The 25,850-nt window shown below is 45.1% G+C and carries 23 protein-coding genes and 1 other RNA gene; 16 read left to right on the forward strand and 8 right to left on the reverse strand.

Features of this window, described 5'->3' with window-relative positions:
- Positions 1–4: 4 nt before the first annotated feature.
- Genes MKZ15_RS01180 through MKZ15_RS01190 form a run of 3 tightly spaced genes read right to left on the reverse strand, consistent with a single transcriptional unit; the run spans position 5 to position 3,531 of the window.
- Entirely contained in the window at positions 5–826 is an 822-nt protein-coding gene (locus MKZ15_RS01180; protein WP_339819141.1) for an energy-coupling factor transporter transmembrane component T, read from the reverse strand.
- A complete protein-coding gene (locus MKZ15_RS01185) occupies positions 801–2,651 on the reverse strand; it encodes an energy-coupling factor transporter ATPase (RefSeq protein WP_339819143.1) in 1,851 nt (616 codons plus the stop codon). The genes MKZ15_RS01180 and MKZ15_RS01185 overlap by 26 nt, the downstream gene beginning before the upstream one ends.
- Positions 2,644–3,531 (reverse strand): cell division protein FtsQ, encoded by an 888-nt coding sequence (locus MKZ15_RS01190; RefSeq protein WP_339819144.1) that lies wholly within the window; start codon positions 3,529–3,531, stop codon positions 2,644–2,646. The genes MKZ15_RS01185 and MKZ15_RS01190 overlap by 8 nt, the downstream gene beginning before the upstream one ends.
- 187 nt (positions 3,532–3,718) lie before the next feature.
- Between MKZ15_RS01190 and MKZ15_RS01195 the strand changes: the two genes are divergently transcribed.
- The 6 genes from MKZ15_RS01195 to MKZ15_RS01220 all read left to right on the forward strand — a co-directional run bounded on the left by MKZ15_RS01195 (position 3,719) and on the right by MKZ15_RS01220 (position 11,953).
- A complete protein-coding gene (locus tag MKZ15_RS01195; protein ID WP_339819146.1) occupies positions 3,719–4,573 on the forward strand; it encodes a MurR/RpiR family transcriptional regulator in 855 nt (284 codons plus the stop codon).
- Between the two features lie 104 nt (positions 4,574–4,677).
- Positions 4,678–5,157, forward strand: coding sequence for an SsrA-binding protein SmpB (smpB, locus tag MKZ15_RS01200; RefSeq protein ID WP_178024351.1), 480 nt, complete (start codon positions 4,678–4,680; stop codon positions 5,155–5,157).
- A 185-nt stretch (positions 5,158–5,342) separates the two neighbouring features.
- Positions 5,343–5,706, forward strand: a transfer-messenger RNA (tmRNA) gene (gene ssrA, locus MKZ15_RS01205).
- 477 nt (positions 5,707–6,183) lie between these two features.
- Positions 6,184–9,057, forward strand: coding sequence for a DEAD/DEAH box helicase family protein (locus tag MKZ15_RS01210; protein WP_339819154.1), 2,874 nt, complete (start codon positions 6,184–6,186; stop codon positions 9,055–9,057).
- A gap of 181 nt (positions 9,058–9,238) precedes the next feature.
- Entirely contained in the window at positions 9,239–11,167 is a 1,929-nt protein-coding gene (locus MKZ15_RS01215; protein WP_339819155.1) for a hypothetical protein, read from the forward strand.
- Positions 11,168–11,182: 15 nt separating this feature from the next.
- Complete coding sequence (locus MKZ15_RS01220; RefSeq protein WP_339819159.1) at positions 11,183–11,953, forward strand: hypothetical protein; 771 nt, start codon at positions 11,183–11,185, stop codon at positions 11,951–11,953.
- Between the two features lie 145 nt (positions 11,954–12,098).
- On the opposite strand, the gene MKZ15_RS01225 is transcribed toward MKZ15_RS01220, so the two are convergent.
- Positions 12,099–12,386, reverse strand: coding sequence for a hypothetical protein (locus MKZ15_RS01225; RefSeq protein WP_339819163.1), 288 nt, complete (start codon positions 12,384–12,386; stop codon positions 12,099–12,101).
- A 169-nt stretch (positions 12,387–12,555) separates the two neighbouring features.
- On the opposite strand from MKZ15_RS01225, the gene MKZ15_RS01230 reads away from it, so the two are divergent.
- The 7 genes from MKZ15_RS01230 (at position 12,556) to MKZ15_RS01260 (ending at position 20,139) form a co-directional block, all read left to right on the forward strand.
- Positions 12,556–12,759: a helix-turn-helix transcriptional regulator gene (locus MKZ15_RS01230; RefSeq protein WP_339819165.1), complete on the forward strand. Its 204-nt coding sequence runs from the start codon at positions 12,556–12,558 to the stop codon at positions 12,757–12,759.
- A 403-nt stretch (positions 12,760–13,162) separates the two neighbouring features.
- Positions 13,163–15,160, forward strand: coding sequence for a DUF3578 domain-containing protein (locus tag MKZ15_RS01235; RefSeq protein ID WP_339819167.1), 1,998 nt, complete (start codon positions 13,163–13,165; stop codon positions 15,158–15,160).
- A complete protein-coding gene (locus MKZ15_RS01240) occupies positions 15,132–17,519 on the forward strand; it encodes a restriction endonuclease-like protein (RefSeq protein ID WP_339819170.1) in 2,388 nt (795 codons plus the stop codon). The genes MKZ15_RS01235 and MKZ15_RS01240 overlap by 29 nt, the downstream gene beginning before the upstream one ends.
- Positions 17,520–17,731: 212 nt before the next feature.
- Positions 17,732–18,043 carry a pentapeptide repeat-containing protein gene (locus MKZ15_RS01245; RefSeq protein ID WP_339819173.1) on the forward strand — a complete coding sequence of 104 codons (312 nt, stop codon included), beginning with the start codon at positions 17,732–17,734 and terminating at the stop codon, positions 18,041–18,043.
- A gap of 1 nt (position 18,044) precedes the next feature.
- Complete coding sequence (locus tag MKZ15_RS01250; protein WP_339819175.1) at positions 18,045–18,380, forward strand: hypothetical protein; 336 nt, start codon at positions 18,045–18,047, stop codon at positions 18,378–18,380.
- Positions 18,377–19,222 carry a hypothetical protein gene (locus MKZ15_RS01255; protein ID WP_339819178.1) on the forward strand — a complete coding sequence of 282 codons (846 nt, stop codon included), beginning with the start codon at positions 18,377–18,379 and terminating at the stop codon, positions 19,220–19,222. Before MKZ15_RS01250 ends, MKZ15_RS01255 begins: the two co-directional genes overlap by 4 nt.
- Before the next feature lie 98 nt (positions 19,223–19,320).
- Positions 19,321–20,139, forward strand: a complete 819-nt coding sequence (locus tag MKZ15_RS01260; RefSeq protein ID WP_339819179.1) for a hypothetical protein — start codon at positions 19,321–19,323, stop codon at positions 20,137–20,139.
- A 137-nt stretch (positions 20,140–20,276) separates the two neighbouring features.
- Here MKZ15_RS01260 and MKZ15_RS01265 read toward each other — a convergent pair whose 3' ends face one another.
- Together MKZ15_RS01265 and MKZ15_RS01270 are read right to left on the reverse strand one after the other, a co-directional pair.
- Complete coding sequence (locus tag MKZ15_RS01265) at positions 20,277–20,501, reverse strand: hypothetical protein (RefSeq protein ID WP_339822588.1); 225 nt, start codon at positions 20,499–20,501, stop codon at positions 20,277–20,279.
- A complete protein-coding gene (locus tag MKZ15_RS01270) occupies positions 20,467–20,763 on the reverse strand; it encodes a hypothetical protein (protein ID WP_339819180.1) in 297 nt (98 codons plus the stop codon). The genes MKZ15_RS01265 and MKZ15_RS01270 overlap by 35 nt, the downstream gene beginning before the upstream one ends.
- A 169-nt stretch (positions 20,764–20,932) precedes the next feature.
- Here MKZ15_RS01270 and MKZ15_RS01275 point away from each other — a divergent pair, with 169 nt between their 5' ends.
- The 3 genes from MKZ15_RS01275 to MKZ15_RS01285 all read left to right on the forward strand — a co-directional run bounded on the left by MKZ15_RS01275 (position 20,933) and on the right by MKZ15_RS01285 (position 22,468).
- Complete coding sequence (locus tag MKZ15_RS01275; protein ID WP_339819182.1) at positions 20,933–21,139, forward strand: helix-turn-helix transcriptional regulator; 207 nt, start codon at positions 20,933–20,935, stop codon at positions 21,137–21,139.
- Positions 21,140–21,317: 178 nt separating this feature from the next.
- Complete coding sequence (locus MKZ15_RS01280; protein ID WP_339819184.1) at positions 21,318–21,515, forward strand: hypothetical protein; 198 nt, start codon at positions 21,318–21,320, stop codon at positions 21,513–21,515.
- A gap of 203 nt (positions 21,516–21,718) precedes the next feature.
- Positions 21,719–22,468 carry a DUF3800 domain-containing protein gene (locus MKZ15_RS01285; RefSeq protein ID WP_155606980.1) on the forward strand — a complete coding sequence of 250 codons (750 nt, stop codon included), beginning with the start codon at positions 21,719–21,721 and terminating at the stop codon, positions 22,466–22,468.
- Between the two features lie 281 nt (positions 22,469–22,749).
- On the opposite strand, the gene MKZ15_RS01290 is transcribed toward MKZ15_RS01285, so the two are convergent.
- The gene (locus tag MKZ15_RS01290; protein WP_339819187.1) at positions 22,750–24,774 is read right to left on the reverse strand and encodes a right-handed parallel beta-helix repeat-containing protein; all 2,025 of its coding nucleotides are present in this window, start codon (positions 24,772–24,774) and stop codon (positions 22,750–22,752) included.
- 136 nt (positions 24,775–24,910) lie between these two features.
- Positions 24,911–25,819, reverse strand: coding sequence for an oxidoreductase (locus MKZ15_RS01295; protein ID WP_339819189.1), 909 nt, complete (start codon positions 25,817–25,819; stop codon positions 24,911–24,913).
- Positions 25,820–25,850: the final 31 nt, after the last annotated feature.

Raw genomic sequence — 25,850 nt, forward strand, 5'->3', positions numbered from 1 at the left:
TCGGTTAGTTAAATGATGAGGAAGTCCAGAATAATAACGCCACATAAAGCGCCGATCCGCCCAGAAAAAGCACATCGCGCCGCTGCAGTTTCAAATGCGATAGCTTGAGTTTCTTGGCGGCGGGGTTTTTCATGCCGTATGAGAAGCCGCGCGTCTCCAGCGCTTCTACGGTGGTGCGGGAGCGTTTGGCCGTGGCCAGCATCAGCGGAAAAAAAGCGTACACCAGCAGCTTCAAATAATACGCGCCCAGCCGCCAGTAAAGGACGCCGTGCCGCTCGGGCGCTTTGCCGCGCAGCCGGTACGAGAGCAGGACGTTGCGGAACTCCTCGAACAATACCGGCAGAATGCGGTAGCCGTAGGACAAGCTGAACGAGAAGGCGGCGGGGACGCCGAGGGCGAGTAAGCCGTCGCTGATTTTTTCCGGATCCATGCCCGAGAACACGGTGATGCTGGCGAGCGAGACGATCGACAGCTTCAGCGTAAGCTTGAGCAGCGGCAGAGCGGAAGAAATGTCTCCTCCGAAGAAAAGCGAGATGATAAACAGCCATCCCACCTGTCCGATCAGGCCGAGGCAGAGCACAATGATGATAAACGGCGTGACCCGGGATAACACGGTCGTGATGATGACGAACAGGCACATCCCGGCTAGCACGATATAGCTGTTAAGAAACCACGGAACGATGGCGAAAAACAGGTACCAAATCAGAAGTCCTCGCGGATCCAGCCGGGATAAGGAAGCATGGCCGCTGCCGTAGGCCGTGTTCATCAATTCGAGCTGGATGCGGTCGAGCGAGATTTTGTTAAACCAGTTGCGGACGAGCTGCATGCGGGAGGGTCTCCTTTCCGGTGATGAGGCTGTAGAGGCAGTCGGCCAGCTCGGTCGGCGATCCGCATGGCGGCTGGAGGCCGAGAGCGGCGGACAGCTCCATGCTTTGCGTCAGCGCCAGGCCGGCGCGGCGGATCAGCTCCGGGCTGGAGAAGACCTGCGCCGCCGTCCCGTCGGCCAGCACTCGGCCGTCGTGCATGACGATGACGCGCGTGGCCCAGCGATGGACGAGCTGCATGTCATGCGTAGCGATCAGCACCGTGCGGACGTGCTGGTTCAGCTCCTCCAGCGTGCCGAGCAGCTCTTCTCGCGTGGCCAAATCGAGATTGGCCGTCGGCTCGTCGAGCAACATGATCGCGGGCCGGATTGCCGCGCCAATGGCGAGCGAGACGCGGCGCTGCTGCCCGCCGCTCAGGAGGCGCGCGTCGCGCTCCTGCAACGGCTCCAGCCGGAAGCTGTGCAGCATGCGTTGCAGCGTGTCGTCCGCATCCGGGTAGCCGCGCCGTTTCAGGCAATACGCGATCTCTTTGCGCACACTGTCCTCGATGAACATGTCTTCCGGGTTCTGGAAGACGAAAGCAACATCCCGCGACAGCTGCTCGATGGAGATGCTGCGGGTATCCTGTTGGAGGATGGCAACGTTGCCGTCGGACGGCTTGGCGATCCCGGCGATCAGCTTCAGCAGGGAGGATTTGCCCGCGCCGTTGTTGCCGATGAGTGCGATCCGTTCGCCTTCATAGAGCGTCAAGTCGATGCCGTGCAGCACGGTTCGTTCCGCTTTGCGGATCGTGCGGTAGTTCAGGGAGGCCCCGTTGAACTGGATGACGGGGATACGTTGGTCGTCGTCAGGGTGATGCCCTTTCTCGGCGGATAGGTCACCGGAGCTGGTCCATAGTGCAGGCGTTTCATCCGGTAGAGTCGGAAGCTGCCGCTGAAAATAAGGAATCGCGGCTTCGGTCGTAATCGGATATGCTGCCTGCTGGGGTTGCTTCTCGTTGGGATTCCGCCGCGAAGAAGCGTTGGCTTCCGGCAGGATCGCTAGATAAGCTGCGGCCTGGGTCACCTCGGGCGGCTGAATGCCCAGCTGCTCCAGATCGTCGAGGCTGTTCAGGGCTTCGGAGACCGGGCGTTTCCACAACACCCGGCCTTGATCCAACAGGCAGACCTCCTGACAATAGTCGGCGATAAATTCCGAATGATGCTCGATGACGATAATCGTCTTGCCGTGGTTCTGGTTCAGCTCCCGCAGCACTTCGTAGACCTGCCGGGCATGACTGGGGTCGAGCTGAGACACCGGCTCGTCGACGATGAGAATCTCTGCGCCGAGCGAAAGGGCCCCGGCTAGAGCGAGCAGATGCTTTTGCCCGCCGCTCAGCTCCCAAATGTAGCATTGCTGCAAGTGGGTCAGGCCGCAGAGCTCCAAAGCGTGGAGCGCCCGGTCCTTGTAATCGGGCAGCCCGTAGTTCAGCGGGGCGAAGCAGGCCTCATCCAGCACGGTGGGCCGCACGAGCTGGTTGTCGAAGTCCTGATAGACGTAGCCGACGCGGCGGGAGAGTTGGGCGACGGTTTTTTGCGAGGTAGATTGGCCGTGAATGAGGACCTCGCCTTCAAAGTCGCCGGAATAATAATGTGGGATCAGCCCGTTCAGCAGCTTGCACAACGTTGATTTGCCGGAGCCGTTGCCGCCGATGATGGCGGTGAAGGAACCCGGTTCGATCGTTAGATTCACCTGATTTAGCACCGGCAGCTCCGAGCCCGGGTAAGTAAACGACACGTTGCGGATGTCGATCACGGGGCCGCGGGTTTCGTTGATCGGATTAAGCATACGGCAGGTTCTCGGACTCGTCCCCGGTTTGGATGCTGCGCGACCGCTTGGCCCGCATGATCAGCAGGACGATGACGGCCACGATGGCTGCGGCTGCAATGCTGAGCCAGATGGCCCCCGAGCCCAACCGGTCGGCCAATCCGCTGTCCCACTCGCCGAAGTTCCAGTCCGTTTCGGACAGCGATTCCGCGCCAAACGCGATCAGCGCTAGCGCGATCCCGCTTAACACCAGCTTCGGCGAAATGACGCCAGCGGCTTCGTATTTGGTGGATTTGTCGCGTGGTTTGATGCCGAGGAGCGGTTCGATTTTTCCATAGAGCCTAGGAACCAGGTAGAGGGTAGGCAGCAGGGCGAACAGGATGCCGGAGAACAGCACGTCGTTCAGGAAGCTGACGCCTTCGACGATCACGACGCTTTGCGCCAGTCCGGGCACGGCTTCAAATTCTTCGACGCCGATCCAGACTTTGCCGATGTCGACCAGGCTGCTGCACAGCTGGTGGATGATGACGCCCGTGATGGCGGCGGTGCCGACTTGCAGGCGGTTTTGCGGGTTACGGACCATACGCCCGGCGACGTACATCGCGAAGGAGAAGGTCAGGAATTTTTCCAGCTCGCCCAGTCCGCCGAATTGTCCCAGCATCAGCTCGCCGAAAATCACCTCGCCCAGCGCCGCCCCGACCGCCGCATACAGTGGGTGGAACAGCATGCACAAGGTGAGCGGGATGAACGCGAAGTATTCCACCGAGAGCTCGATCGGCCCGAGGCGAAACTCGGGGATGAGCTCGGTGAACATGTTGGACAAGCCGTACAGGGACATGGAGAGGACGAAGATCATCATTTTTTGCGAGGACGTGAGGGTGTACAAGGTTTTACGGTTCATGAAGGGAAAGCCTCCTTTAATGAGTCGTTCTTCCCAAAGTGTAGAGGCCGAGTATTAAATGAGACGTGGGTGTATGTCAACGGATTGTAATATTTTTTACATAGTGAAAACGATGTAAATAAATTTACATAACAATTGGCTGTTAGGATAGGAACGAAATGCAACGAGACAATAAGGAGCTGAACCCATGCCGAAGTACCGGAATCCACGGTTTGCGAATCAAGTGAAGTTCTCCCCCGGCCATCAAAAAATCGCCGATTTCATCGAGCGGCATCCCGACGAGGCGTTGTTCATGACCGAGCAGGAGTTGGCGGACCGGGTGGGCACGAGTATTGCCACGGTGTCGCGGTTTTGGCGGACGGCAGGATACGAGAACGGCAAGGACTTCCGCTTGCGGCTTCGCCAGGCCATCGATACAACGCCAGCGCATAAGCTGGAGGCGACCATCTCCCGGCTCGATCCGTCGAGCTTGCCGCTGAAGCTGCTGGAGCAAACGAGCCTTCATCTGCGGGAATCGGCGGAACGGGCCGACCCGGAGGAATTGAAGCACGCCGCTGCGTTGATGGCTGGAGCCAGACGGATCTACGTCTATGCGCCGGGGCCGTCCGTGGCGTTGGGGGAGTTGTTATTTTACCGGCTGTCACGATTTGGAATGTCGGTACGGATGATGGCGGCCAGCGGCCATGAGCTGCTGGAATCGCTGGCACATGTGCAGCGGGAGGATGTGGTGCTGCTGTTCAACTTCACCCGACTGCTGCCGGAGACCGAAGTAATCCTCGACTGCATCAAGCGGATCGGCTGCTCGGCCGTGATGGTGACGGATCGCGAAGAGTTCCGGTATGGGGCGCAGGTGGACGCTGCTTTTTATGTGAGCCGTGGGGATCTGGGAGAATTCCATTCGATGGTGACGCCGCTGCTGCTGATCGAGCAGATGATCTTGAGCATCGGACTACTTCATAAAGAGAAGGTGCTAGCCAAGCTGGAGTACTTGGGAGAACTGCGGGCGAGGTATGCCGATAAGTTGCCACGGGGGAAGGCTTGAGGTGGGTGGCTGGAGGGTGTCCATCCTTGCTTTTGACCGCCTAAGTTGGTACAATAAATGTCTGGTAAACTGCCCTGTGGGGCTTCAAGAGGAGGAAGATGAACATGGGTAAGAAGAGTGACGGTAAGGTGCTGGCGCAGAACAAAAAAGCTTCCCATGACTATTTCATCGAAGATACCTACGAAGCGGGCATGGTGCTGACCGGCACGGAGATCAAGTCGATTCGGAACGCCCGGGTGAATATCGGGGATGCGTTCGCAACGATCCGGAACGGCGAGATCCATATCCACAACATGCATATCAGCCCGTTTGAGCAGGGGAACCGGTATAATCCACTGGACCCGACGCGGACGCGCAAGCTGCTGATGCATAAGGTGCAAATCAACAAGCTGCTGGGCTTGTCCAAGCAGGAAGGGTACTCGATCGTACCGCTCAAGATTTACATCCGTAACGGATATGCGAAGCTGTTGCTGGGCCTGGGCAAAGGGAAGAAGCAATACGACAAGCGCGACACGGCTGCGAAGCGTGATGCTCAGCGTGATATTCAACGGGCACTGCGCGAGAAGCAGAAGGTCGCAAGATAAGTTTAGTCGGCTAAGGCGAAGTTCCCAGCGTTTCCATCAAGTCCATAAACATCGAGAAGCGCAGACGTGGTATACTAATTGATGTAAGAGAGGATCACGTTCCTTATTATGGAGAAGGAATTGTGATAACGAACAACAGCAGGCCCTTGCAGGCTGCACCTTTTGATCCAACACCCTTTTATTTCGGGGGCGTTTTTGGATTCGACGGGGGTAGATCGAGCATGGGTAGCGGGTAGTGGGGACGCGTCCACTTCATCAACGCTAAAGCCAATTAAACGGCAAACAAAACAACAACTTAGCTTTCGCAGCTTAATAACCTGTGAGCTAGCTCTATCTCTGCATCGCCCATGTGCCGGGAATAGGGCCCAACTTTAGTGGGATACGCCGTCTGGTCTCCGCCTGGGGTCAACGGAAGAAGATAATCAGGCTGACCCGAAGGGAATCCGGTGACAGGGAGTCTCTAGGGTGACATCAAATCTGTCACTACACCCGTAGAAACCTATGTGGCGTTGCCTTCGGACAGGGGTTCGACTCCCCTCGCCTCCATAGAGAAAATCCACAACCGTATGAGGTTGTGGATTTTTTTGTTTCAAGGAGGATGTAGCATTAAGATAAGTTCAACGTGCTCTTTGTGTACAGTTAGCGAATTCCTTGATTTCAGAAAATTTCCGACTAAAGTGGTTGTCAAGAATATGGGTAGAGAACTCAATGGTTTTGATCTAGCAACCGGAGTTTCCATAATCTATGAATAAAGAATATTGCTGCATCGTTAGAAAACAGTGGTAGTATGGAAATGAGCTATATTCACTAAAAGATTAATAGATTATTTGATTTCAAAGGAGATTATCAACTTGTTGGTAATCTCCTTTTTTGTTCATATTTGGAGGTGTGACTGTTTTTCTGTCGAATACTAGTGCTATAGGTAGTATTTTTATGAGTATTTAGTAACTAGTCCCATTGATTTTTCTAATATGAATATGTAACTCAAAGATTAACCTAAATTTAATGCAAAGGAGATCTTATACAATGAGTTATTTCTCAAATAATTATAATGAATTAAGATATCCTATCTCAACCGATAACACGATTGGTCTGAGAAATGCTCAACTAGGTGCAATTCATGCTATCGCTTCTTTTAAAACACTGCGTAAAAAAGCTGCAGGTATTATCGTTATGCCTACGGGATCGGGAAAGACGGCCGTTTTAATGATGACGCCGTACATCACTTTGAGTAGGAAAGTACTTATTGTTACTCCCAGTGTAATGGTGCGGGGCCAAATATTTAAAGATTTTGTCGAACTAAAAACGCTCAAAGAGGCATCGGCTTTTTCAGAAAAGATCACTCCCCCGCTGGTTTATGAACTTAAAAATAAATATTCTGATGAGCTTCACTCTGATGTTGATGCTTCAGATGTGGTTATTGCAACGCCTCAATGTGCGTTATCTTTATCTGAAAGTAATGTTAAGGGTAAGTTTGATTTAGTTCTCATAGATGAGGCACATCATGTACCTGCGCAAACGTGGCAGCAGATCCTTATCAATATGAAGGATTCTAACCATTTACTATTTACAGCTACTCCTTTTCGTATGGATCGTAAAGAGTTAAAGGGAGAGATTCTGTATACCTATCCATTGTCAATGGCGTATCGCGATGGAATTTTTGGCGAAGTCCGTTATATTCCAATTGATGAAGCACCGGAAAAAGATAAACTTATAGCTAAAGAAGCAGAACGCATATTTCTTAACGATAGACAAATGGGATATGATCATTATCTGATGGTACGAACTGACACTCGGGAAAAAGCAAAGCAACTGGAACAGCTTTATCAGAACGAGACAAAACTAATATTGAAACGTATAGATAGCTCTATGTCCTATAGAACTGTTGAGTCTTGTATTAGTGAATTAAAGGAAAAACGCATTGATGGTATCATTTGTGTTGATATGCTGGGAGAAGGATTTGATTTTCCCAATTTAAAAATTGCAGCTATTCATTCACCGCATAAATCTCTTGCCAGCACACTTCAATTTATTGGAAGATTTGCAAGAACCAATGCTGATAATATTAGCGTGGCTAAGTTTATTGCTATGAATGATGATGAACTGATAATAGAAAACTACAAACTTTTTACTAGCGATGCCGTTTGGCAGGAAATCATAGTGGACATGAGTGAACGGACAATTCGAAAAGAGGAAGAAGTAAAAAGAAATCTTGGAGAATATATTCGAAGTGATGGTGCTGCCACATCTGAAGATATAGTCTCTTTGCATAGTTTAAGACCGAATTGTCACGCGAAGGTCTATCATATCTCAGGGTTTAATCTCAATGGAGTCTTTCCTAAAACCTGCAATGTAGGTGAAAACATCTTTAGAAATCCTTTAGATAACACAGTTGTAGGCTTAGGGGTTATTAAAAATCGACCAAAGTGGTCAGAAACCGAACAAGTTTTGGATGTTGAAAATTTCCTTTTTATTGTTCATTATCAAAAAGAAACATCACTTCTGTTTATTTATTCGCAGATGAAAAGTGAAATGGATTATCAACTGATCGCAGAAGCTTTTACTACAAATTACGATAAGATACCAAGGAATGAAATTCATCGGGTTCTAGGCGAATTACAAGAGTTTGAAATGTTTAATACAGGCATGCAAAATAGATTTGCCGAATCTGGAGAGTCGTATCGAATTTATGCTGGTTCTAATGTAGCTTCCACTATTGATCCGGCTACTGGAAGAATGTATTCAGCTGGACATGTTTTTTGTAAAGCTGTTGCCGAAACAGGACCAGTTACTATTGGTTATAGCAGTGGATCAAAAATTTGGAGCAGCTCGTATTTGCTTATTCCAGAGTATGTAAAATGGTGTGATTCATATGGTCTTAAAATTGCCAATGAATCAATAAAAGTAAGAACAAACACTAATTATGATTTAATGCCTTTGCCTCAAAGGCTTAAACAATTTCCTGAAACAGTGTTTTTTTGTTTTTTTTCTGATCGGACATATTCATCTCCCCCCGTTCTAATAGAAAGTCAGGAAGAAGTATCAGAATTTATATTAACAGATGCAGCAATCAGAATTATTTCCGTTTCTGCTATGGAAATCAAAGTTGAAGTGAGCGTTCACGGCTCTTCGGAGTTAATTGTTTGCACGCCAGATGGGAAATTTCACTGCGCTGTACCTAGTATTATTATAAAAGACGGAAGAAATAGAGTGGGGCTGGCCGAATATTTAAATAATTATCCATTAATTTTTAAAACAACAGACGATGCAATAATTGAAGGTAATGAAATAAGTACAGGAGTACCAGATGCTATTGTTTTTTCTTCTGGAAACATCAAAAGTGTTGATTGGGCAAAATACAAAACAGACATTCGGTGTGAATTTGGTAAGGCAGCTTCAGGACAAGGATCAATTCAAGACGTTTTAGAGGAAATATTAACTGAACAGGACAATTTTAATTATATGCTTTATGACCATGGAACGGGTGAAATTGCCGATTACATTACAATTAGTGAAACGGATCAGAAGCTTGAAGCAATACTCTTCCATGTTAAAGCAATGGGGGGCAGAAGATTCAATGCAGATTTAGGTGATATTTATGAGGTTACACAACAAGCAATAAAATCAATTATATGGCTAAAATCAAGGGGAACCCTGCTTGACAAAATAAGAAGTCGTAGAAGAAGTAAGCACTGTAAAATGAGAAAAGGTCAATATCAGGAACTCGAGAAATCGCTGAAGCAAAACAAGCTCTTTACTTCTAAAATCGTTATTGTCCAACCTGCAATTAGTAGGGGAACAGTCTTGCCACCTAAATATCAGGAGGTTCTAGCGGCCACCAATTTTTACATTAAAAATAGTGGCCGTGTAACCGAATTTGGAATATGGGGGAGTTTATGATTTAAACATAGTTGAATAGAAAAGACCACTTTTTATTAAAGATGTTTAAATTATTTCTCTATGAAAATTCATAGGTTTCTGCATCGCCCATTTAAGTCAAATCACTTTCGTAAATCAAAGTCATTAACAAGCCATTAGTATTTTGTAGTGTATACCACGATCAAGAGATAGGGGAGATTACATGCACCTCCTTGAATTAGAAAAATTGGTGAAGTTCGATAAAGCAGATTTTCTACAATTAATTAAAGATAATTACGCTAACAATGGAATCGTTAATACAATTAAATTAGTCAAGAAATCGGGTATTTGTATTAATCCATATGGAACAGGCAGGCCAAGAGATAACAAATTGTATAAAGAAATTTTAGAGTTTTTGAAAGAACAAGACTCGTGCTCAAATGAGCTTATGGATTTTGAACGGGAAGTTAGTCATCTGAACGCGTTATATAAGAGGTTTAATGAAAAATATATTCTTGAAATTGAAAAATGTCTTTCTACTGACCTCCATGTATGTTCTTATCTAATTGCATTAGAAACTTTTTTAACTGAGTTTAATGAAAAAATATCGGTCGACTTAATGTTGGGGAGAATAAATGGATTAAATAATAATTCCTCGGATATATACGAGAATATCGTTCAATCTACCGGACTTGTTTTAAAGTATTTTTTCTATAAAAAGTATGATTTTAATGGAATATCCAAAAGAATAGCGAGAGATAATATTCTTTGTGCTGGAAAACATTTAAACAGCTCGGGTGTAAGGAATTATTTGGATACAATAATGGAATTATGGAGTTATTTCGATACTGAAGTTGAAGTGGTAGATAATAATCAGATGAACATCAAAGCGGTGGGAGAACAAGCTAGAGGAAAACATATTTCTCATATGAGGTTTATGGATATAAGGAACGCAAAGATGAGTAGACTGAGCTATGAAGAATATATATTCGAGCAGCAGTATACAATTTCGAAGGCTTTGCCTCCCGATAAATATATTTCTAAACATGAGAAGGCAGCGTGTGAGTTTATTCAAGAGTATTTCTCAATTGAAGATCTTAATATTGAGTTTAGTGAAATGAAATTATCTGAATTAGTGAGAGCATATTCCCTGGTTGCTGTTGAATGCAATAAGTTCTTAAAGCATAGAAGAAAAATTATTAATGATTTTAAAGATATTTCACTTAACGATGTCTGTATGGCAAGATCCAAACAAAAATGGATCAATAAATTAGTTGAGGTAGGAATTCGAAAAAATAAGGCAGAAAAAATACTGGATTTCATGACTTTTGATATTAATTCCAATGATTTATTTGATTGTCCTTTTATCAAAATAGGAAATGACTATGTTGTTGTACCTTCTGCATCTTTTATAACAGATTCTTCGAGGGCTATTTTACTAAATCTAAATAGTAAAGAAATTAATATTTCTATTAAAGGAACAGAATTTGAAAAGAACATCAGAAGGTCAGTGGGACGCGCTAATGTAAAATGTACTTATTTGGAAATGAAAGATTATGAATGTGATGCTGTCTTTGCCCTCAGTGATGATTTGTTTTTCATAGAGATGAAGCATCTAAATCATCCCACATCGTATAGAGAATACATGCGTAATCTAGATGATCTTAATGATGCATGTAATCAACTTGATAGAATAGTGGACTTTTATTTATATAAAGAAAATTTTCAAAAAATTAAAAATAAACTAGGATTGGAGCGAATTAATAGAGTCTACAAAATGATTGTAACCAATACTTCGCAAGGTCAAACGTTAAAAATTAACGATACATTTATAACTGACGATACTCATTTCGTCGGATATTTTGAGAGAAGGCCGCCGCAAATTGTTGAGATAATATCCGGTATAATTATAACTAGACCATTGTTTAACGAGTACTACGAGGGGCAAGTTAATACAGAGCAATTTATTAACTTAATAAAAAAGAGTCCATTAATAGATCACGATAGACGAAGATTAGACTATTGTACAACGGATATAACCGAAGAAATAGGGGTTAAATTTGAGGATTTCTATATCAAAATAAACACAATCGTTACTCCGGAGTTCCTTAGTCCTGCGGAACAAAAGGAGTTCGATTCATTATATAAATAGCAAGGGCCTACTTTAGTGTGTTGCGCCGGTGTAATAACATGCTTAAACGTACTTAGAAGCGTATTTCAACATCTTGAGAGTAATGGTGCAAAACTTCTGCATCTAGAAAATGAGGAATTAGCAGAGATTATTTCTCCTTATTCAACTGCTCTAGGTAATTATTTTGGAGAATTAACAGAAGAGGAACGCAAGGGATTTAGGAATCTAAGAGGTATTCAAGGTCAGACTACTAGAACAAAGAGGTGTCAAATTGCAATACGCTCCCAAATTCCACAATTTAACCCGCAAGGGTTAGACGAATTCTTAGAGCAAGAAAAAGCACAAAATCATCTTAAAGCTAAAGAGATCATTGATTGGATCGAGACCACTTTACAAAAAGTTATACTTGAAGAATTAAAACGAGAACACGGCGAACAGGCACAGGAATGGTGGTTCTTTGGAGTGCCTAAACAAGTTAGACTAAAGGTTACCGAGAGACTAGAGCAGAACGATAATCAACGCGGAGGAAGAGAGTTCTATTTTGATCTTATGGATTATAGGAAAATCATTTTAGATAACTGGGGCCTTTTCGAGCAAATCTTTGCTTATAAAAAATCAGGAAACAAAGAAGTCAAAACCTCATGGCTAAATGATATTAATACACTTCGCAACATAGTTTCTCATCCATCATCTGCGATTACTGTAACATCAGAACAGGTTGATGAATTAGAGGGCTATAGAAGTTGGCTTAAAAATACATTGCAAGGAAAAGATTATGAAGTTAATGACGAATTAACTGAATCTTAATTAAAAAACGGGACACCTTGGGTGCCTCGTTTTTTAATTAAGATTTGAAGTATACTAGTCTCTTCCTTATCCTGAATCGATGAAATTTGAAGAGTTTTCTTATTTATAACTGGATCCAGCTAGTCAACTGGTAGGCCCATTGTCTTTAAAGTTTAGTAATACGCAATTCATTGAATAGATGCAAAGCGTCCTTAAAACCTTGTAGATATATCTTTATTTCCAAAATTGCTTGCAAAGTAAATTGAGCGTCTTCATAAAGGAATAAAGGTTGCTTAAGGTTGTCAGGAAGGGATTCTCGGATGGTCTTAATGTAATGTTCAGATTCGTTAAATACTTGATTGAAATCAGAGTGATTGGTTTTTAGCTCACCATATAGGGTCTCTAATCTGTTACGAATCAGCGGATCAAGTAAGACTTCTAAAGAATAGGTCAAGAATCGCACCTCCCAAGATTTTTTTATTGCAAAATAAATTTCGACCTAACAAAAATTATTTTATCATAATGAATCTATGAGTCAAGAGGTCGCAAATATAATTTTGCCTATGCAAAATTTATTCACTATAATTAAAGAAAAATGCAACTATCTAGTGAGGGGCATGTAAATGATCAGTTATAAACCATTACAAAAATTACTCATTGATCGAGAGATAAAGAAACTTGAGCTATTAAAAATGACGGGCATCTCATCAGCTACATTGGCAAAGTTGAACACCAATGAATATGTCTCTCTTGAAATCATTGATAAAATCTGTTCGGCATTAAAATGTCAACCTGGTGATTTATTGGAGCATATTCCTGACAAATAAATAGGGTATAAAAGAGGCAAAGAATGATAGTGAATAACACAAGAAGGAATCCTTGTATTACAACGAGACCATCGCATTGTTTGTTAGAAGCAGAATAAGACCCGACCGAAAATAAGATATATTTAAGGTCGGGTCTCTCTTTCGACTATTATTTACCTATCACAATTCCGGAGGGCAAAGCATGTCACTTCCAGTTGAATTAGCTAATATATTCCGTGTAAAGCAAAAATCCTACAAAATGGTGCTTGTGCTTGCGATGATTGACACTTGGCAGGAAACGAACGATAAGTTGCTTAAGTTTGATGATGTAGCGAGACGTTTTCTAACATACTACCAATATAGAGAGAGTAACGGTCTTGTTGTGGACTCACCTCCAAATAAAGTAGCAACACGATGGGAGCTTATGAACGTTCCGCAAATAAAGACTCATATTCTCGATACTCCAATAGAAGCGCTTCGTTCGGTTGTTGTTAAACAGCCGGACGGGGCTTTTTTGACGTTTGCGGATTCAGTATGGGCGCAAGGGGAAGCGGTGTTATCGGAGTTACAGGATTATGTTAACCGTGAATTGGACCTATACCATAACCAGCTTGGACAGGAGCCAAGCTTCTCTCTTCACGAGAGTTTGGTACATATCCTACACACCTATTCTCAAGCTAAGACCGAATCGTTTACGAATCACGCTCTGGGTACTTTATTCAGAAAAACATTGCCGGAGCAGCTTCGAACGCTTCCTTTTGTTTCGGAGGATATCAGAATTCAAGGCTCAGTAGGGATGGGGAATTGGGCAACGGTTCCCTGGCTAGCCCTTATGGATACCCGAATTACGAAGTCTACCCAATACGGGGAATATATCGTCTACTTATTTGCTGAGGACATGAGCGCGGTCTACCTGACTTTTAACCAAGGGGTTACGAAACCTATCCGAGAGCAAGGCAGAAAAGAAGGGTACAAGATCCTACAGCAAAAGGTGACGGAATTAAGGGGGAGCCTGGATTTTCAGGGTTTCTCCAAAGATGAAAATATCCATCTCACCTCAGCTGGTTTGGGGCGTGACTACCAGGTGTCGACGGTTGCTTATAAGCGGTACGATGCGTCTCATATCCCAAGCGATGATCAACTAGTTTCTGATCTAGAACAATTGATGACGACATACCAAGAATACGTCAATCGAGAGCTTCAAACAGATCAGATCGAAGATCTTGAATATCCTTTGGAAACGGTGGAAGAGAACATGGATGATGAGGCAGTTCGCGGGAATTTGGATGGTATCCAATTGTACATTAAAAATAAGGGGTTTGCCTACCCGTCTGGATTGATCGAAAACTTCTACCTCTCCCTCAAAACCAAGCCCTTCGTCATCCTAGCAGGTGTATCAGGAACCGGGAAAACTAAGCTGATCAAGCTCTTTGCGGAGGCAATGGGGGCGACTTCGGAGAATGGACAGTTTACGCTGATCCCGATTCGGCCGGATTGGAGTGACCCGTCTGATCTGATTGGTTACAGTGACTTGTCCGGCAAGTTCCGCCCGGGGCGTGTTACCGAGGTATTGTTGGAGGCGTCCCTTAACCCGAGCAAGCCTTATTTTATCTGCCTTGATGAGATGAACTTGGCTCGAGTAGAGCATTACTTCAGCGATATGCTTAGCATTCTGGAGACTCAGGAATGGCGGGATGGACATATTGCTACCGATCCCATCATTCACGGCAGTTCGCTTGTTCAGGATGAGGATCATGAGATGTATGGCAATCTGTCGATTCCCGAGAATGTGTACTTGGTCGGAACGGTCAACATGGACGAGACAACCCACCCTTTTAGTAAAAAGGTGCTCGACCGGGCAAATACGATTGAGTTTAATGATATCTTTTTAGCTCAATTTCCTGACGATGAGTTAGGGGTTGAGCTAAGTCCAGAGGCCACGCCAAATCGCTTCCTAAGAAGTGACTATCTACAGCTAGTAGATGCCTATAACGTGGAATCCAAAGCACTGATTACGAAGACGACCGAAATGTTGGTGCGGATCAACGGCATTTTGGAGGAGATCCATGCGCATGTTGGTTTTCGGATTCGGGATGCGGTGTGCTTCTATATGCTCTATAATCAGCGGTTTGGGTTGCTGGCCGAGGATGAGGCGTTGGATCACCAGTTACTCCAGAAAATATTGCCTCGCATTCAAGGCAGCAGCGCTTCGATCCGGAGAGTTCTTCTGAACTTGATGCGGGAGTGTGTGGGTTCCTCTTTTGCCGTCAAGGAGTATGTAGAGGATACGACTTCATTGTTCGAGGGTAATAAGCTTAAATCACTGCTCGATCAGGCCCAGTATCCGCGTAGTGCAAGGAAAATCGCTTCGATGTTACGGAGGCTTGAAGAAGATGGATTCACCTCTTACTGGTTATCGTAATGCGCCGATGGAGTTACTACGCATTGAGACCAATCTGTTTGATTTAAATATCAAAGGGAAGCCATTTCATCCGACTGTCGAGACGATGCAGCTTCATCGGCAGGAGGGGGAGGTGTGGGTGGACGCCCATTTTCAAGTAGAAGTCCCCTCGCCGAAAGTGGAGATGAACTCGATTCAAGTCTTTTCGCATGAGTCCTCGGGTCTCCAAGCTTGGAATCCTGGCGATCCGGCAGAGCCCCTGTTTTATGAAACCCAAGCTTATGAAATCGTAGTAGAGAAGAAACAGAAGGATCTACCGATCGTATTCTTCCATGAAAATCTTCACTTGCGGCAAGCGGTTAAACCTGTAGGCCGTCTTGGCCGTGTTATGTCGGGGATTCTTAACTTTCAGAATGAGGTTGGTCTTTCGGAACTGGAGTTACGCCTGCATGGCGAAGTCATCTTCAAGCTGCAGCTCGAAGTGTTCCCATCCAAAATGGATTACAAGCGCGATTACGAAGTGATTTTGCGAGAGGTGAATGAGCAGATCTATAATCTGTCTTTTGACTTTCTGCGCAAGACGTTTCATCTGACCGGGTTAAGGGAGACCCGGCATCAGAGTGTGACAGAGTTTTTTACGATATTACAGCAGGTTTTTGGGCAACTGACCCAAGGGATCGATCTGATCAAAAATGCCCCCCACTATAAAATGCGCCGTGAATCTCATCTGGTGGAGGCGTCGAGGGCGAAGCGGGTGGGGAAGGAGAATATCGCCTTTTTGCGCAAAAGGCCGGAGCTGTTTGTTCCGGGGCAGGAGCTGCCTACGCATGTGCTTGAAACCCGGCGGTATATGGACTTCGATACGGCGGAAAATCGGTTCATCCGCTGGGTGTTGCTGCGCATTACCTCGAAGCTGAAGGAGCTACGGTCCCATGCAGCGAGGAAAGGCACCGCGGATCCCGTATTGCTGAAGAAAATTGACGTGATGCGTTCACAGTTGCAGCGGCTGCTACAGCAGGATTTTTTACAAGTCGGGGATATGAAGCAGGTTTCGATCACGCTGGTCCTGCAGATGGCTCCGGGGTATCGGGAAGTCTATCGGATTTATCTCTTGCTGATGAAGGGGCTCTCGATTCAAGGGGATCTGTTCCGGTTATCGATGAAGGATCTGGCGCAGTTGTATGAGTACTGGTGTTTCCTGAAAATCCACGATTTGATGCGGCGGAAATATGAGCTGGTGAGCCAGGATCTGATTAAGGTGAATCGGACGGGTCTGTTTGTGACGCTGGATCGCGGGCGGAAGGCGAAGATGGTGTATCGGAATCCGCGAAATGGGGAGGTGTTTACGCTCTACTACAATTCCCTGCCTAAGGGGGATGGCCACTCTACGTTGGCGCAGAGACCAGATAACGTGCTGACCTTGAAAAAGAATGACGCGGCGGTTGAGTATAAGTATATTTTTGATGCGAAATACCGCTTGAATCCAGCCTATGAGGGGACGCCTTACTGGACGAAGTACAAGCAGCCGGGGCCTGAGGAGGACGACATCAACACGATGCACCGGTACCGGGATGCGATTGTGTACCAGGATGGGCGGAACGGCGAGTATGAGCGGAGTATGTTTGGGGCGTATGTGCTGTTTCCGTATCCGGATGAGGCGAAGTTTAGGGAGCACCCTTTTTACAAAAGCATTCAGCTCGTCAACATCGGGGCGATCCCGTTTCTGCCGAACACGACGAATTTGATGGACCAACTGCTGGAGGAGATCATCCAAGACAGCCCGGAGAAAGCCTACGAACGTTCCACTCGCCCTCGCGGGACGAAGGAATATTACTACAACAAATTTGTGGGAAAGAATGTCCTGGTGGGTTCGCTCAGGGAGCCTTCCCAGCTGGATATGGCTTTGAAGCATCAGTTCTACCATATGCCCCTAAAAAATATCGCTGACCACAAGCTGCTGACTCAAATCGAATACATCGCCATGTGCCAGTCTCGCAAGAAGTTCCAAGGTCCCGGCAACACAGGCATTCACTGGTTCGGCCGCATACTGGATTGGAAGGTGGTCCGGAGACGGGAAATCACGGAACGGCCGGCCCGGTCCGGAACGGAAGAGGAGCTATATGTTAAGTTTACGATTGAACGTTGGGAGCGGCGGGACAATCCGATTGCTCTAGGAGGACAAGGGATTTACACCTGCCTCTACACGAGCAAGTACATGTTTGATCGGGCCAGTGAAATAGCGGAATTGAAGCTGGAGAATGAAGAAGACTTGCGGGAATGGCGCGAGGCTCGCAGATTGGGTAAGGTGAAGGTGCAACTGGATCATGCTGATGTGGACTTGGCGGAGAAAGTGGTGGGGATTCGGGTGGAGGAGTCGTAAATGCATTTTCTACAAGTCACGAGTGGATGTTAGGATAATACGCGGAATTAATTCTAAAGCCGTACCTTATCTAGGTATGGCTTATTTCACTATAGAGACCTTTCCAACGGTTCTAGTTTGATGGTGGAGAACAGGGTGAATAAAAATACGAGTAAATTCAAATAATGGATGTATGACCAGATTCAAATAATATTACGAAGGAGGGATTGAATTTGCCCCAACAATTTGAAAATGGTGAGTTGCTTTTAGAACCAAATATGTTTATCGAAAATGCTGATGTTCGACAATCTACTTGGCACAAAAATAGCTTTGCGGGCTCCAACTTCTTATTATCTGATTTCAATAATTGTCAACTTTTACGAGTGAAAATTACGAAATCAACGTTTGCCCAGGCCACTTTAGATGATGTTCGTTTTCTTCAATGTGATATAAAGAACATTTACATCGAAGCTTCAAAAGTAGAAGGCTTGGTTATAAATGGTTTTAAAGTTGATGATATTTTAAGGGAAAATGGGGTGTTTTAGCATGCCTTCTGATAATAGCTATTTGTTTATAAACGCAGGGTTACGTCCAGATTTGCTTAGAGATCTCAGGGTACAACCTATAAGTGTGGAGGAAGCAATTAATGTAGCTGTAACTAAAATAAACGATTTAGATATCAAGAGTGATGGAAGCGAAGGCAGTGAGGGGAGTGAAGGAAAAGAATCAAAGGAGGGATCCGATGGGAGTGAAGGGAAAGAAGGTTCTGATGGTAATGAGACTTGCGATATGCCTAATCTAGCTGAGGTAACAAACAGGGTGACGGTAATTAAATATGGGGAAATAAATAATGTAAGAGATATCTTGAAACCAATATTATGAATCATATTCTGTTAATTGGAAAAGACACCGATCCGTTTATTTGTTGTTTTAAAGGCTATCTAAAATCAAAACATTACAAACATACCGTTATTAATGATCTAAAAAGTACAAGAACAAGTCTTTTTCTAAATAAAGACGGTAATTGTACTATCAACCTGATTTTGGACGATGGAAATATAGAGCTCAATCCTACTAAAACTTCCATTTTTATAAGAGAGCCTGAGACCATTTTTGAGCGTCCATCTAATCGTGATGAGCATTTTGCAAACAGAGAATACTTTGCCTTGCTGTGGGCACTCTGCTACATTGTCCAAAAACCGGTAATAAATCGACCAAACCTAATGGGCTGGAAAAATTCTTATGATAGTTTAGCTTCGCATTTGAAATTATTAAAGTTTAAACATTCCTCTATTTTAGAGTTAGTGATGAGGGACATAGAAGATAACAAAAGTGAGATTCACATTCAAAACGAAGTGACAAATCAAATTGGAATTATAAATACTGATGAAGTGCACCCTGCGTGGTTTGAGAAGAAAAGTGAACATTACTTTCGGTACACAATGGCTCCACATCACAAATATTTAATTCATATTTGTGTAGGTCATAGATACGAGACTATACTTAACGATTTTAGTTATGATGTCGAGGGTGGGGAGCACAAGAAGTTAATCAAAGCAGTAAGTCAACAGCTCGCTCGAAGTGGTATATATTTTTATGCCCTAGTATTAACAATTCATGATGATGAGCTAATTTTAGTGAAGGTTTTGGATAAGCCTCCTTTTTCGTGGATTAATGGTATCGAAGATAGGATTAACGAGCGACTTTTAATGGAGTTAACATAAAGGATAGGTGAATAAAAGTGATCCTTTTTATTGGAATTCCATCAGATAGGACAATCGTTCATACCATCAGTATAGCAAAGGTATTGGGATACCATTACATGTTCTTTGATTTATATCAATTTCTCAATCATGGTAATTATCATTGGGACGAAGCAACACTAACTGGTAGTATTGAATACCCTGGGATGCGAATCCAGTTTCCAGAGTCTAAAGTAACTGGAGTATACTCCCGAATTATTTTTCCATATCAGGAACATGAAATAGATGAAGTTCGCTTCTCTCGTTTGCAGAGATTAAAGGTAATGGAATTGATTTTACGCAATATTCCGATTATGGTAATCAATAGACCGGGCAGTGATTTAAGTAATTCCTCAAAATTTCTGCACCTTTATCTACTTAAAGAATGTGGATTTAATGTACCAGAAACTTTATTAACCAATTCAGCACAAGACGCTGAGAAATTTACATCAGATTCAGAAACTATTTTCAAAGGGGCAAGTTCTGAGAAGACAATTGTAAGTAAATATAACAATGCATTGAAGCCAAACCTCCAATTATTAAAACAAAGCCCAGTAATTTTCCAGAAGTATATATCAGGAGCCGATATTAGAACACACCTATTACGAGAGACCTTTTTTTCTGAAAGAATTGATTGCACTGGTGTTGATTACCGATACGAAAAAGGAGGGTCTAAATTTACTCCGGTCGATATTCCGAGGAGTATAAAAGAATTATGCATAGAGTACAGAAATAGGTCCGGATTAGAATTTATTGGTTTTGATTTCAAGTTGCTTAATAATAATGAGTACATAATTTTGGAAGCAAATCCTATGCCGGGGTATGATGGTTATGATAGACGGGCAAATATGGGTATTTCAAAAGCACTATTGAACTATTTAAGTAGCCCTTTAGAATAGGTGCTGCTTCATAAATCAGACAGTTAGTTTATTGTTAGGTGTAGAAGTATCGTACTGTTTCAACATTCATCGAGATTTCTACAATATGAAACAAAAAATGAAATTTAGTACCTGAAGATTGGAACATTAAACCTCGCTCATATCCCCGCCCCAAACCCATACCCCACCACCGTCATTTCCTCCGAAACCTCCCACAACCGCCGCGCGGCGGCTTCGTCATGCGATAGCAGGCTCGATTCGACGCCGCGTAGTTCGAGATGGCTTGGCCCAAAGTATTCTCCGCCTTGGACGTCTGGTGCGGTGGCTGCGTAAAGGCCCCAAATCATTTTAATGATTTGAGGGCTTAGTAATATGTAATTCATTAAATAGATACAAGGCATCTTTAAACCCTTGCAGATATATTTTGATTTCTAGAATGGCTTGCAAGGTGATTTGAGTGTCCTCATAAAGGAATAGCGTATGCTGGAGGTTGTCAGGAAGGGATTCTCGGATGGTCTTCATATAGTGTTCAGATTCACTCAATACTTGGTTGAAATCAGAGTGATTGGTTTTTAGCTCACCGTATAGAGTCTCTAATCGATTACGAATGAGCGGATCAAGTAAGACTTCTATAGAATGGGTCAAGAATCGCACCTCCCAAGATTTTATTCTTACAAACTAAATTTTAACTTAGTAAATATTATTTTATCATAGTGAACTTTACTGTCAAGCGAACACAAATGTAATTTTGCCTATGCAAAGTTTATTCAATATAATTAAAGAAAAATTCAACTACCTTGTGAGGGGTTAAGCAATGATTAGCTATAAACCATTACAAAAATTACTCATAGACCGAGAGATAAAGAAACTGGAGTTATTAAAAATGACGGGCATCTCATCAGCTACTCTGGCAAAGTTGAACACCAATGAATATGTCTCACTAGAGATCATTGATAAAATCTGTTCCGCATTAGATTGTCAGCCGGGTGATTTGTTGGAGCATATCCCGGATAAAAAATAAAGAATATAAACACGTAACGGTGACTCTTGGGTGACATAATCGGACAGGGGCTCGGCACCTTTCGCCTCCATACTACAAACAAAACGAAAAGCCTTCAGCCAATGATGTGGTTGATGGCTTTTTTATTTGTGTATAATAATGTAAAGCAATGAACAGAAAACAGAAGGGGGTCCTCGTTATGGCAGTCGATCGAGAACAGCTTCAAAGTATACTTAAGAAGGCCAGTCAACGTGCTCGACAACAAGCCAAACAATCTGGAGCATCCCTGTACTATATTAAGGATAACAAACGTAATCGCGAGGATGCTGAGGGGAATAAATTCGAGATCATTTTCGATTTACAGGGAAAGCGGGCGGAGCGGAAGTGTGTTGAATAACCATCCCTCAAAGTACAGATTTGTCGGCAGGCAAGGAAGCTATTAAATGAATCCTTCCTCTGATTAGCGCCAATCATCATTTTGCTCGACGCCCTTCGCCTCTATACCGCTTATTAGAAGAGACACCGGGTCAGGTGTCTTTTTTCTTTGATATTTTTGGTATATATAGTACTCTATTGATATCAGTTTAGTGGAGGGGTTGTATGTTAGCATATATTGACGAGAGTGGCTTTCCTCATCCGAATGATGAAACCCAAAACCCCGTACTTGCAGCAGTATGCATCCCTAAGGATGAAGTAAGGAATATCATGCAGCGAATGTACAATATCAAAATGGATTTGTACGGGCGTCATGATGTGGAACTTAAAGCAGTGAATGTCCTTAAGCCAAAGTCAATTACTAAAAATATCAACAATAAAGTATTTGCAGATCGAGTTGTAAACGAGATTCTATGTAATATTATGAACTTGAAAGTTTTTGGAATAGTGATGGAAAAACCTGAAGAACCGCTTCAAGTGGAGGGAGGTACATTCCCTAATCACTACAGGTTCTTGCTTCAACGTATTAATGGGTATTCCTATATGCGGGGGAAGAAGTGTATAGTCTCTTTCGATTCTCAGGATGAGGGGAACGACATGTTAATCTCTCACAAAATGAAAAACTATTTATTCCGCTCTGGGGAAGGAAATAACTGCACTTCAATTGTGGAATCGGCATTCTTTGTAAGTTCAAAGGTAGAAGAAGGTATACAACTTGCTGATTTATGCGCAGGTGTCATCAGAAAATACCATGAACTTTGTGTCGGGGCAACTACAATGGACCCTTTCTCAACTTGGGTTAATGAATTATATTCTAAAATTCAATCACGAACTTGTTTAGTTCCCTCTCCTCATGGCGATCAACAACTGCATGGGATTTACAAAATTCCATTACGCTTATTGACAAGAGGATAGAATAATTTCATTCCAAGTGGGTTATATATGTAGTGAGACTGGTGTTGTGGTTCTGTCCAGGAGCTGCCTCGTGCTGGTCTCATTTTTGTAAAAGGGTTGACATCAATATCTGATATTGTATAATAGCCTCAAAGACTGGTGTTGTGGTTCTGTCCAGGAGCTGCCTCGTGCTGGTCTTGTTTTATTTTCAGGGTGATATCTGACTTCAATAATGTCACTGCACCCCTTGCCTCCATATGTATAATAAAGGCCCTGACCTAACGGTCGGGCCCTTCTTCTATCTAAAATTCAAAGTCAAAGCGACCCTCTTCGGTCAATTCAAACGGACCGGGTGTGACATCTGCATCAGGTCTCTTTGTCCCGAAAAAGTCGGAGTCGAAACGATAAGGAGTGCCGTCCGGCTCCTCATACTTCATCTCGGCGTGATAAGTCTTGCCAAGCAGGTCGGTGGTCACCAATAGGGCAGAGGCTCCTCGAAGCAGTTCGGGCGCATGGACCTTAATTTGCACGCGGCCTTGCGCAGGATGAACCTGAACGGTGATGCCCTTCTGCGCATAGATTTTCGCATGGGGCTCATGACTGCCTGGAACTGCATGGTTAAGATACACATTTCCACCCATAGCCACCGGAAGAACGGCATTTCCGATTAAGAAATCCTTTGCGGCATCGCCTAGCTCAGCAAGCTCCTCTTTGGTATATTCCCACCATTTCTTATCTTTTGCATCAGGATGGTTGTCGTAGCCTCCCAGTCCCACAGCATGCAGATAGCAGATGGAATCGTCCGGAACCCCATCCATGACCGTCTTCCCGTTCTCTCCAACTTCATCCCTTGGTTTAAGCGGGAGATGCTCGAAAAAGGTGATGGGAACCGGCTCCTGATTCGCACCCTCATCCCCCAAAAAGATGTTGTTGTAGTACCTGTCATCGCCCCCGGTGATATTGGAGTACCCTGCCATTGCCGTCTCGTGAGGGAAGTGATACGGCGTAGTACGGGTAATCTCGGAACGAACGACAAATCGGCCTGCAAATAAATTATGGACAAAGGCTCCGCCCTGCGCCATATTCCGAAAATTCATAGGAGAGAGGAACAGATTGTGATCCGCTAGATACGGACCATGGCAAACCTCAACGAACAAGTCTTCTGATAGGTTGTCAAAAAATACATTGCGGCTGATGCGGGTGCCCTGTGCCTGCCAATCAAGCCAAAGCGCACGGTAACAGCTATAGATGATATTTTCACAAATTTGAGTATCCAGGGAAGCATGCAGTTTAATTCCTGCGACTTCGGCACCGTGTCTGAGCCGTTTGTGGTGAATATTGTAAATCCGGTTCTGATAAATACGGCTGAAGGCGGCCCCCATATGGCCCACGATACCTGCCTGTTCGCAATCATGAATCACATTACCTCGAACGATGTGACTGCCAACTCGATCTTTATGCCAGCCGGAGCGTAAGGCGCGCAAAATAACTTCCTGCTCACGTTGCGTACCACCCTTAATATGCTTCCCGGAAGACTTAGCGTGACCCGTACCGACTTCGGTACCCAGGCTGATCCCCACGCATTTGGATTCATTGATGAGATTGTTTTCAATAATCCAACCCTTGCTCCAGTGAGGTCCGATCAAACCCTCCTGGTAGTCCGTAGGCGGCGCCCATTGTGGAGAGGCCTGACGAAGCGTGAATCCGCTTACAGTTATGTAGTTAAGTCCGGGTTTCTCAGGCCAGAAGCAATAAGGACGGACATTGATTTCTACATTTTCTTTACGAGGATCTTTTCCGCCAAAATTGGCCCAGATCTTGGTTGTTGCAGATCCAACCTCGGCATACCACGTTAACAGGGAGTCTTTGGGATATTTGGCTTCGGGCCAAATTTTGGGCTGGTGAACCTTCTCAACACGATCGCATTCATACAGAGATTTGCCATCCAAATAGACATCCCCGAGATGAACCGGGAAGGGCCCGTCAAACACCCAGTCTCCACGGAGCTCCTCTTCAAAGGGATTACGAACGGAAAACAGGGAGTTAGGTACTTCTGTACTCCAAGCATGGCCCCCCTCAGACTTCCAGTCGGTAATCCGTTCAGCGCCTGTTATGACGACTTCCCCGTCGCCTGCGGATCGATAGAGGATTCGATGCTCCTCTGTTCCTCCATTGGCCGGGTTCACCCATTCCCTGTATACTCCGGCATGAACGATAACCGTATCCCCAGCCATGGCAAGAGCCGCAGCGCGTGATATCGTACGAAAGGGTTGATCCATTGTTCCACTTGCCTGATCATTCCCATGCATGGATACATGGTATTCCATAAGAATCTCCTTCTTCCTGCCTATCGGATGTCGCCGGTTCAAACGGCTATAAATATTGTACAAATGATAGCCGGAATGGTCAAAAAGTTGTAACCCGCTCACTGAGCGGGTTACAACTTCCAAAGCACCTATTCGTTTATTTTCCCGCCCCGAACTCATACCTGACCTGCGTCAGCTCTTCCGAAACCGCCCATAATCTCCGCGCGACGGCTTCGTCATGCGAGCGCGGACTCGATTCGACTTTCTTGGGGAAGCCACGCAATTCGAGAAGGCTTGGCCCAAAGTAATCGCCGCCTCGGACGTCTGACGCAGTGGCCGCGTAAAGGGTCGGCAAAACGCCCATTTTCGGGGGCTGCGCGAACATCGGATTCAGGTGTCGCATGAAATTAGAATGCCGCAGCGCATTGGTCGCGGACCAGCCCGGATGTGCCGCTACGGCTAGCGTGGATTGGCCTGCGGTAACCAGCCGACGCTGCAGCTCATAGGTGAACAGGAGATTCGCCAGTTTGCTCTGAGCATAGCCGAGCGATGGTTTGTAATTCCGTTCCAGGTTCAGGTCATCAAAGTGGATGATTCCCGACCGATGCGAAATACTGCTTACGGTCACGATGCGCGCGCCCGGCGTCGCGCCGAGCTGATCCAGCAGCAGACCGGTCAGCGCAAAATGCCCCAGGTGGTTCGTCCCAAACTGCTGCTCGAAGCCCTGTACGGTCTTCCCGTAAGGGGGATGCGCCACGCCGGCATTGTTGATCAGGAGATCCAGCCGCTGGTAGTTCTGGCGAAAGGCCGTTGCAAAAGCGCGAACGGAGGCCAGATCCCCCAGATCGAGCGCCATGACTACGACTTTGCCCGACGGCTTGAGTGCTTGAATCCGATCAGCGGCAAGGTTGGCATTGGCGACATTGCGGCAGGCCATAATGACCGTCGCCCCTTTGCTGGCTAGGGCCCGCGCCGCTTCCCAGCCAATCCCGCTGTTGGCTCCGGTTACGATAGCCACTCGTCCGGTCTGATCCGGGATGTGTTCTTCTGTCCAGGTTGTTGTCATATCGTTTCGTCCTTCCTTGGTCATCCTACCT

Origin of the sequence: Paenibacillus sp. FSL R7-0216 (assembly GCF_037969915.1) — a bacterium.
Lineage (GTDB): Bacteria > Bacillota > Bacilli > Paenibacillales > Paenibacillaceae > Fontibacillus > Fontibacillus rhizolycopersici.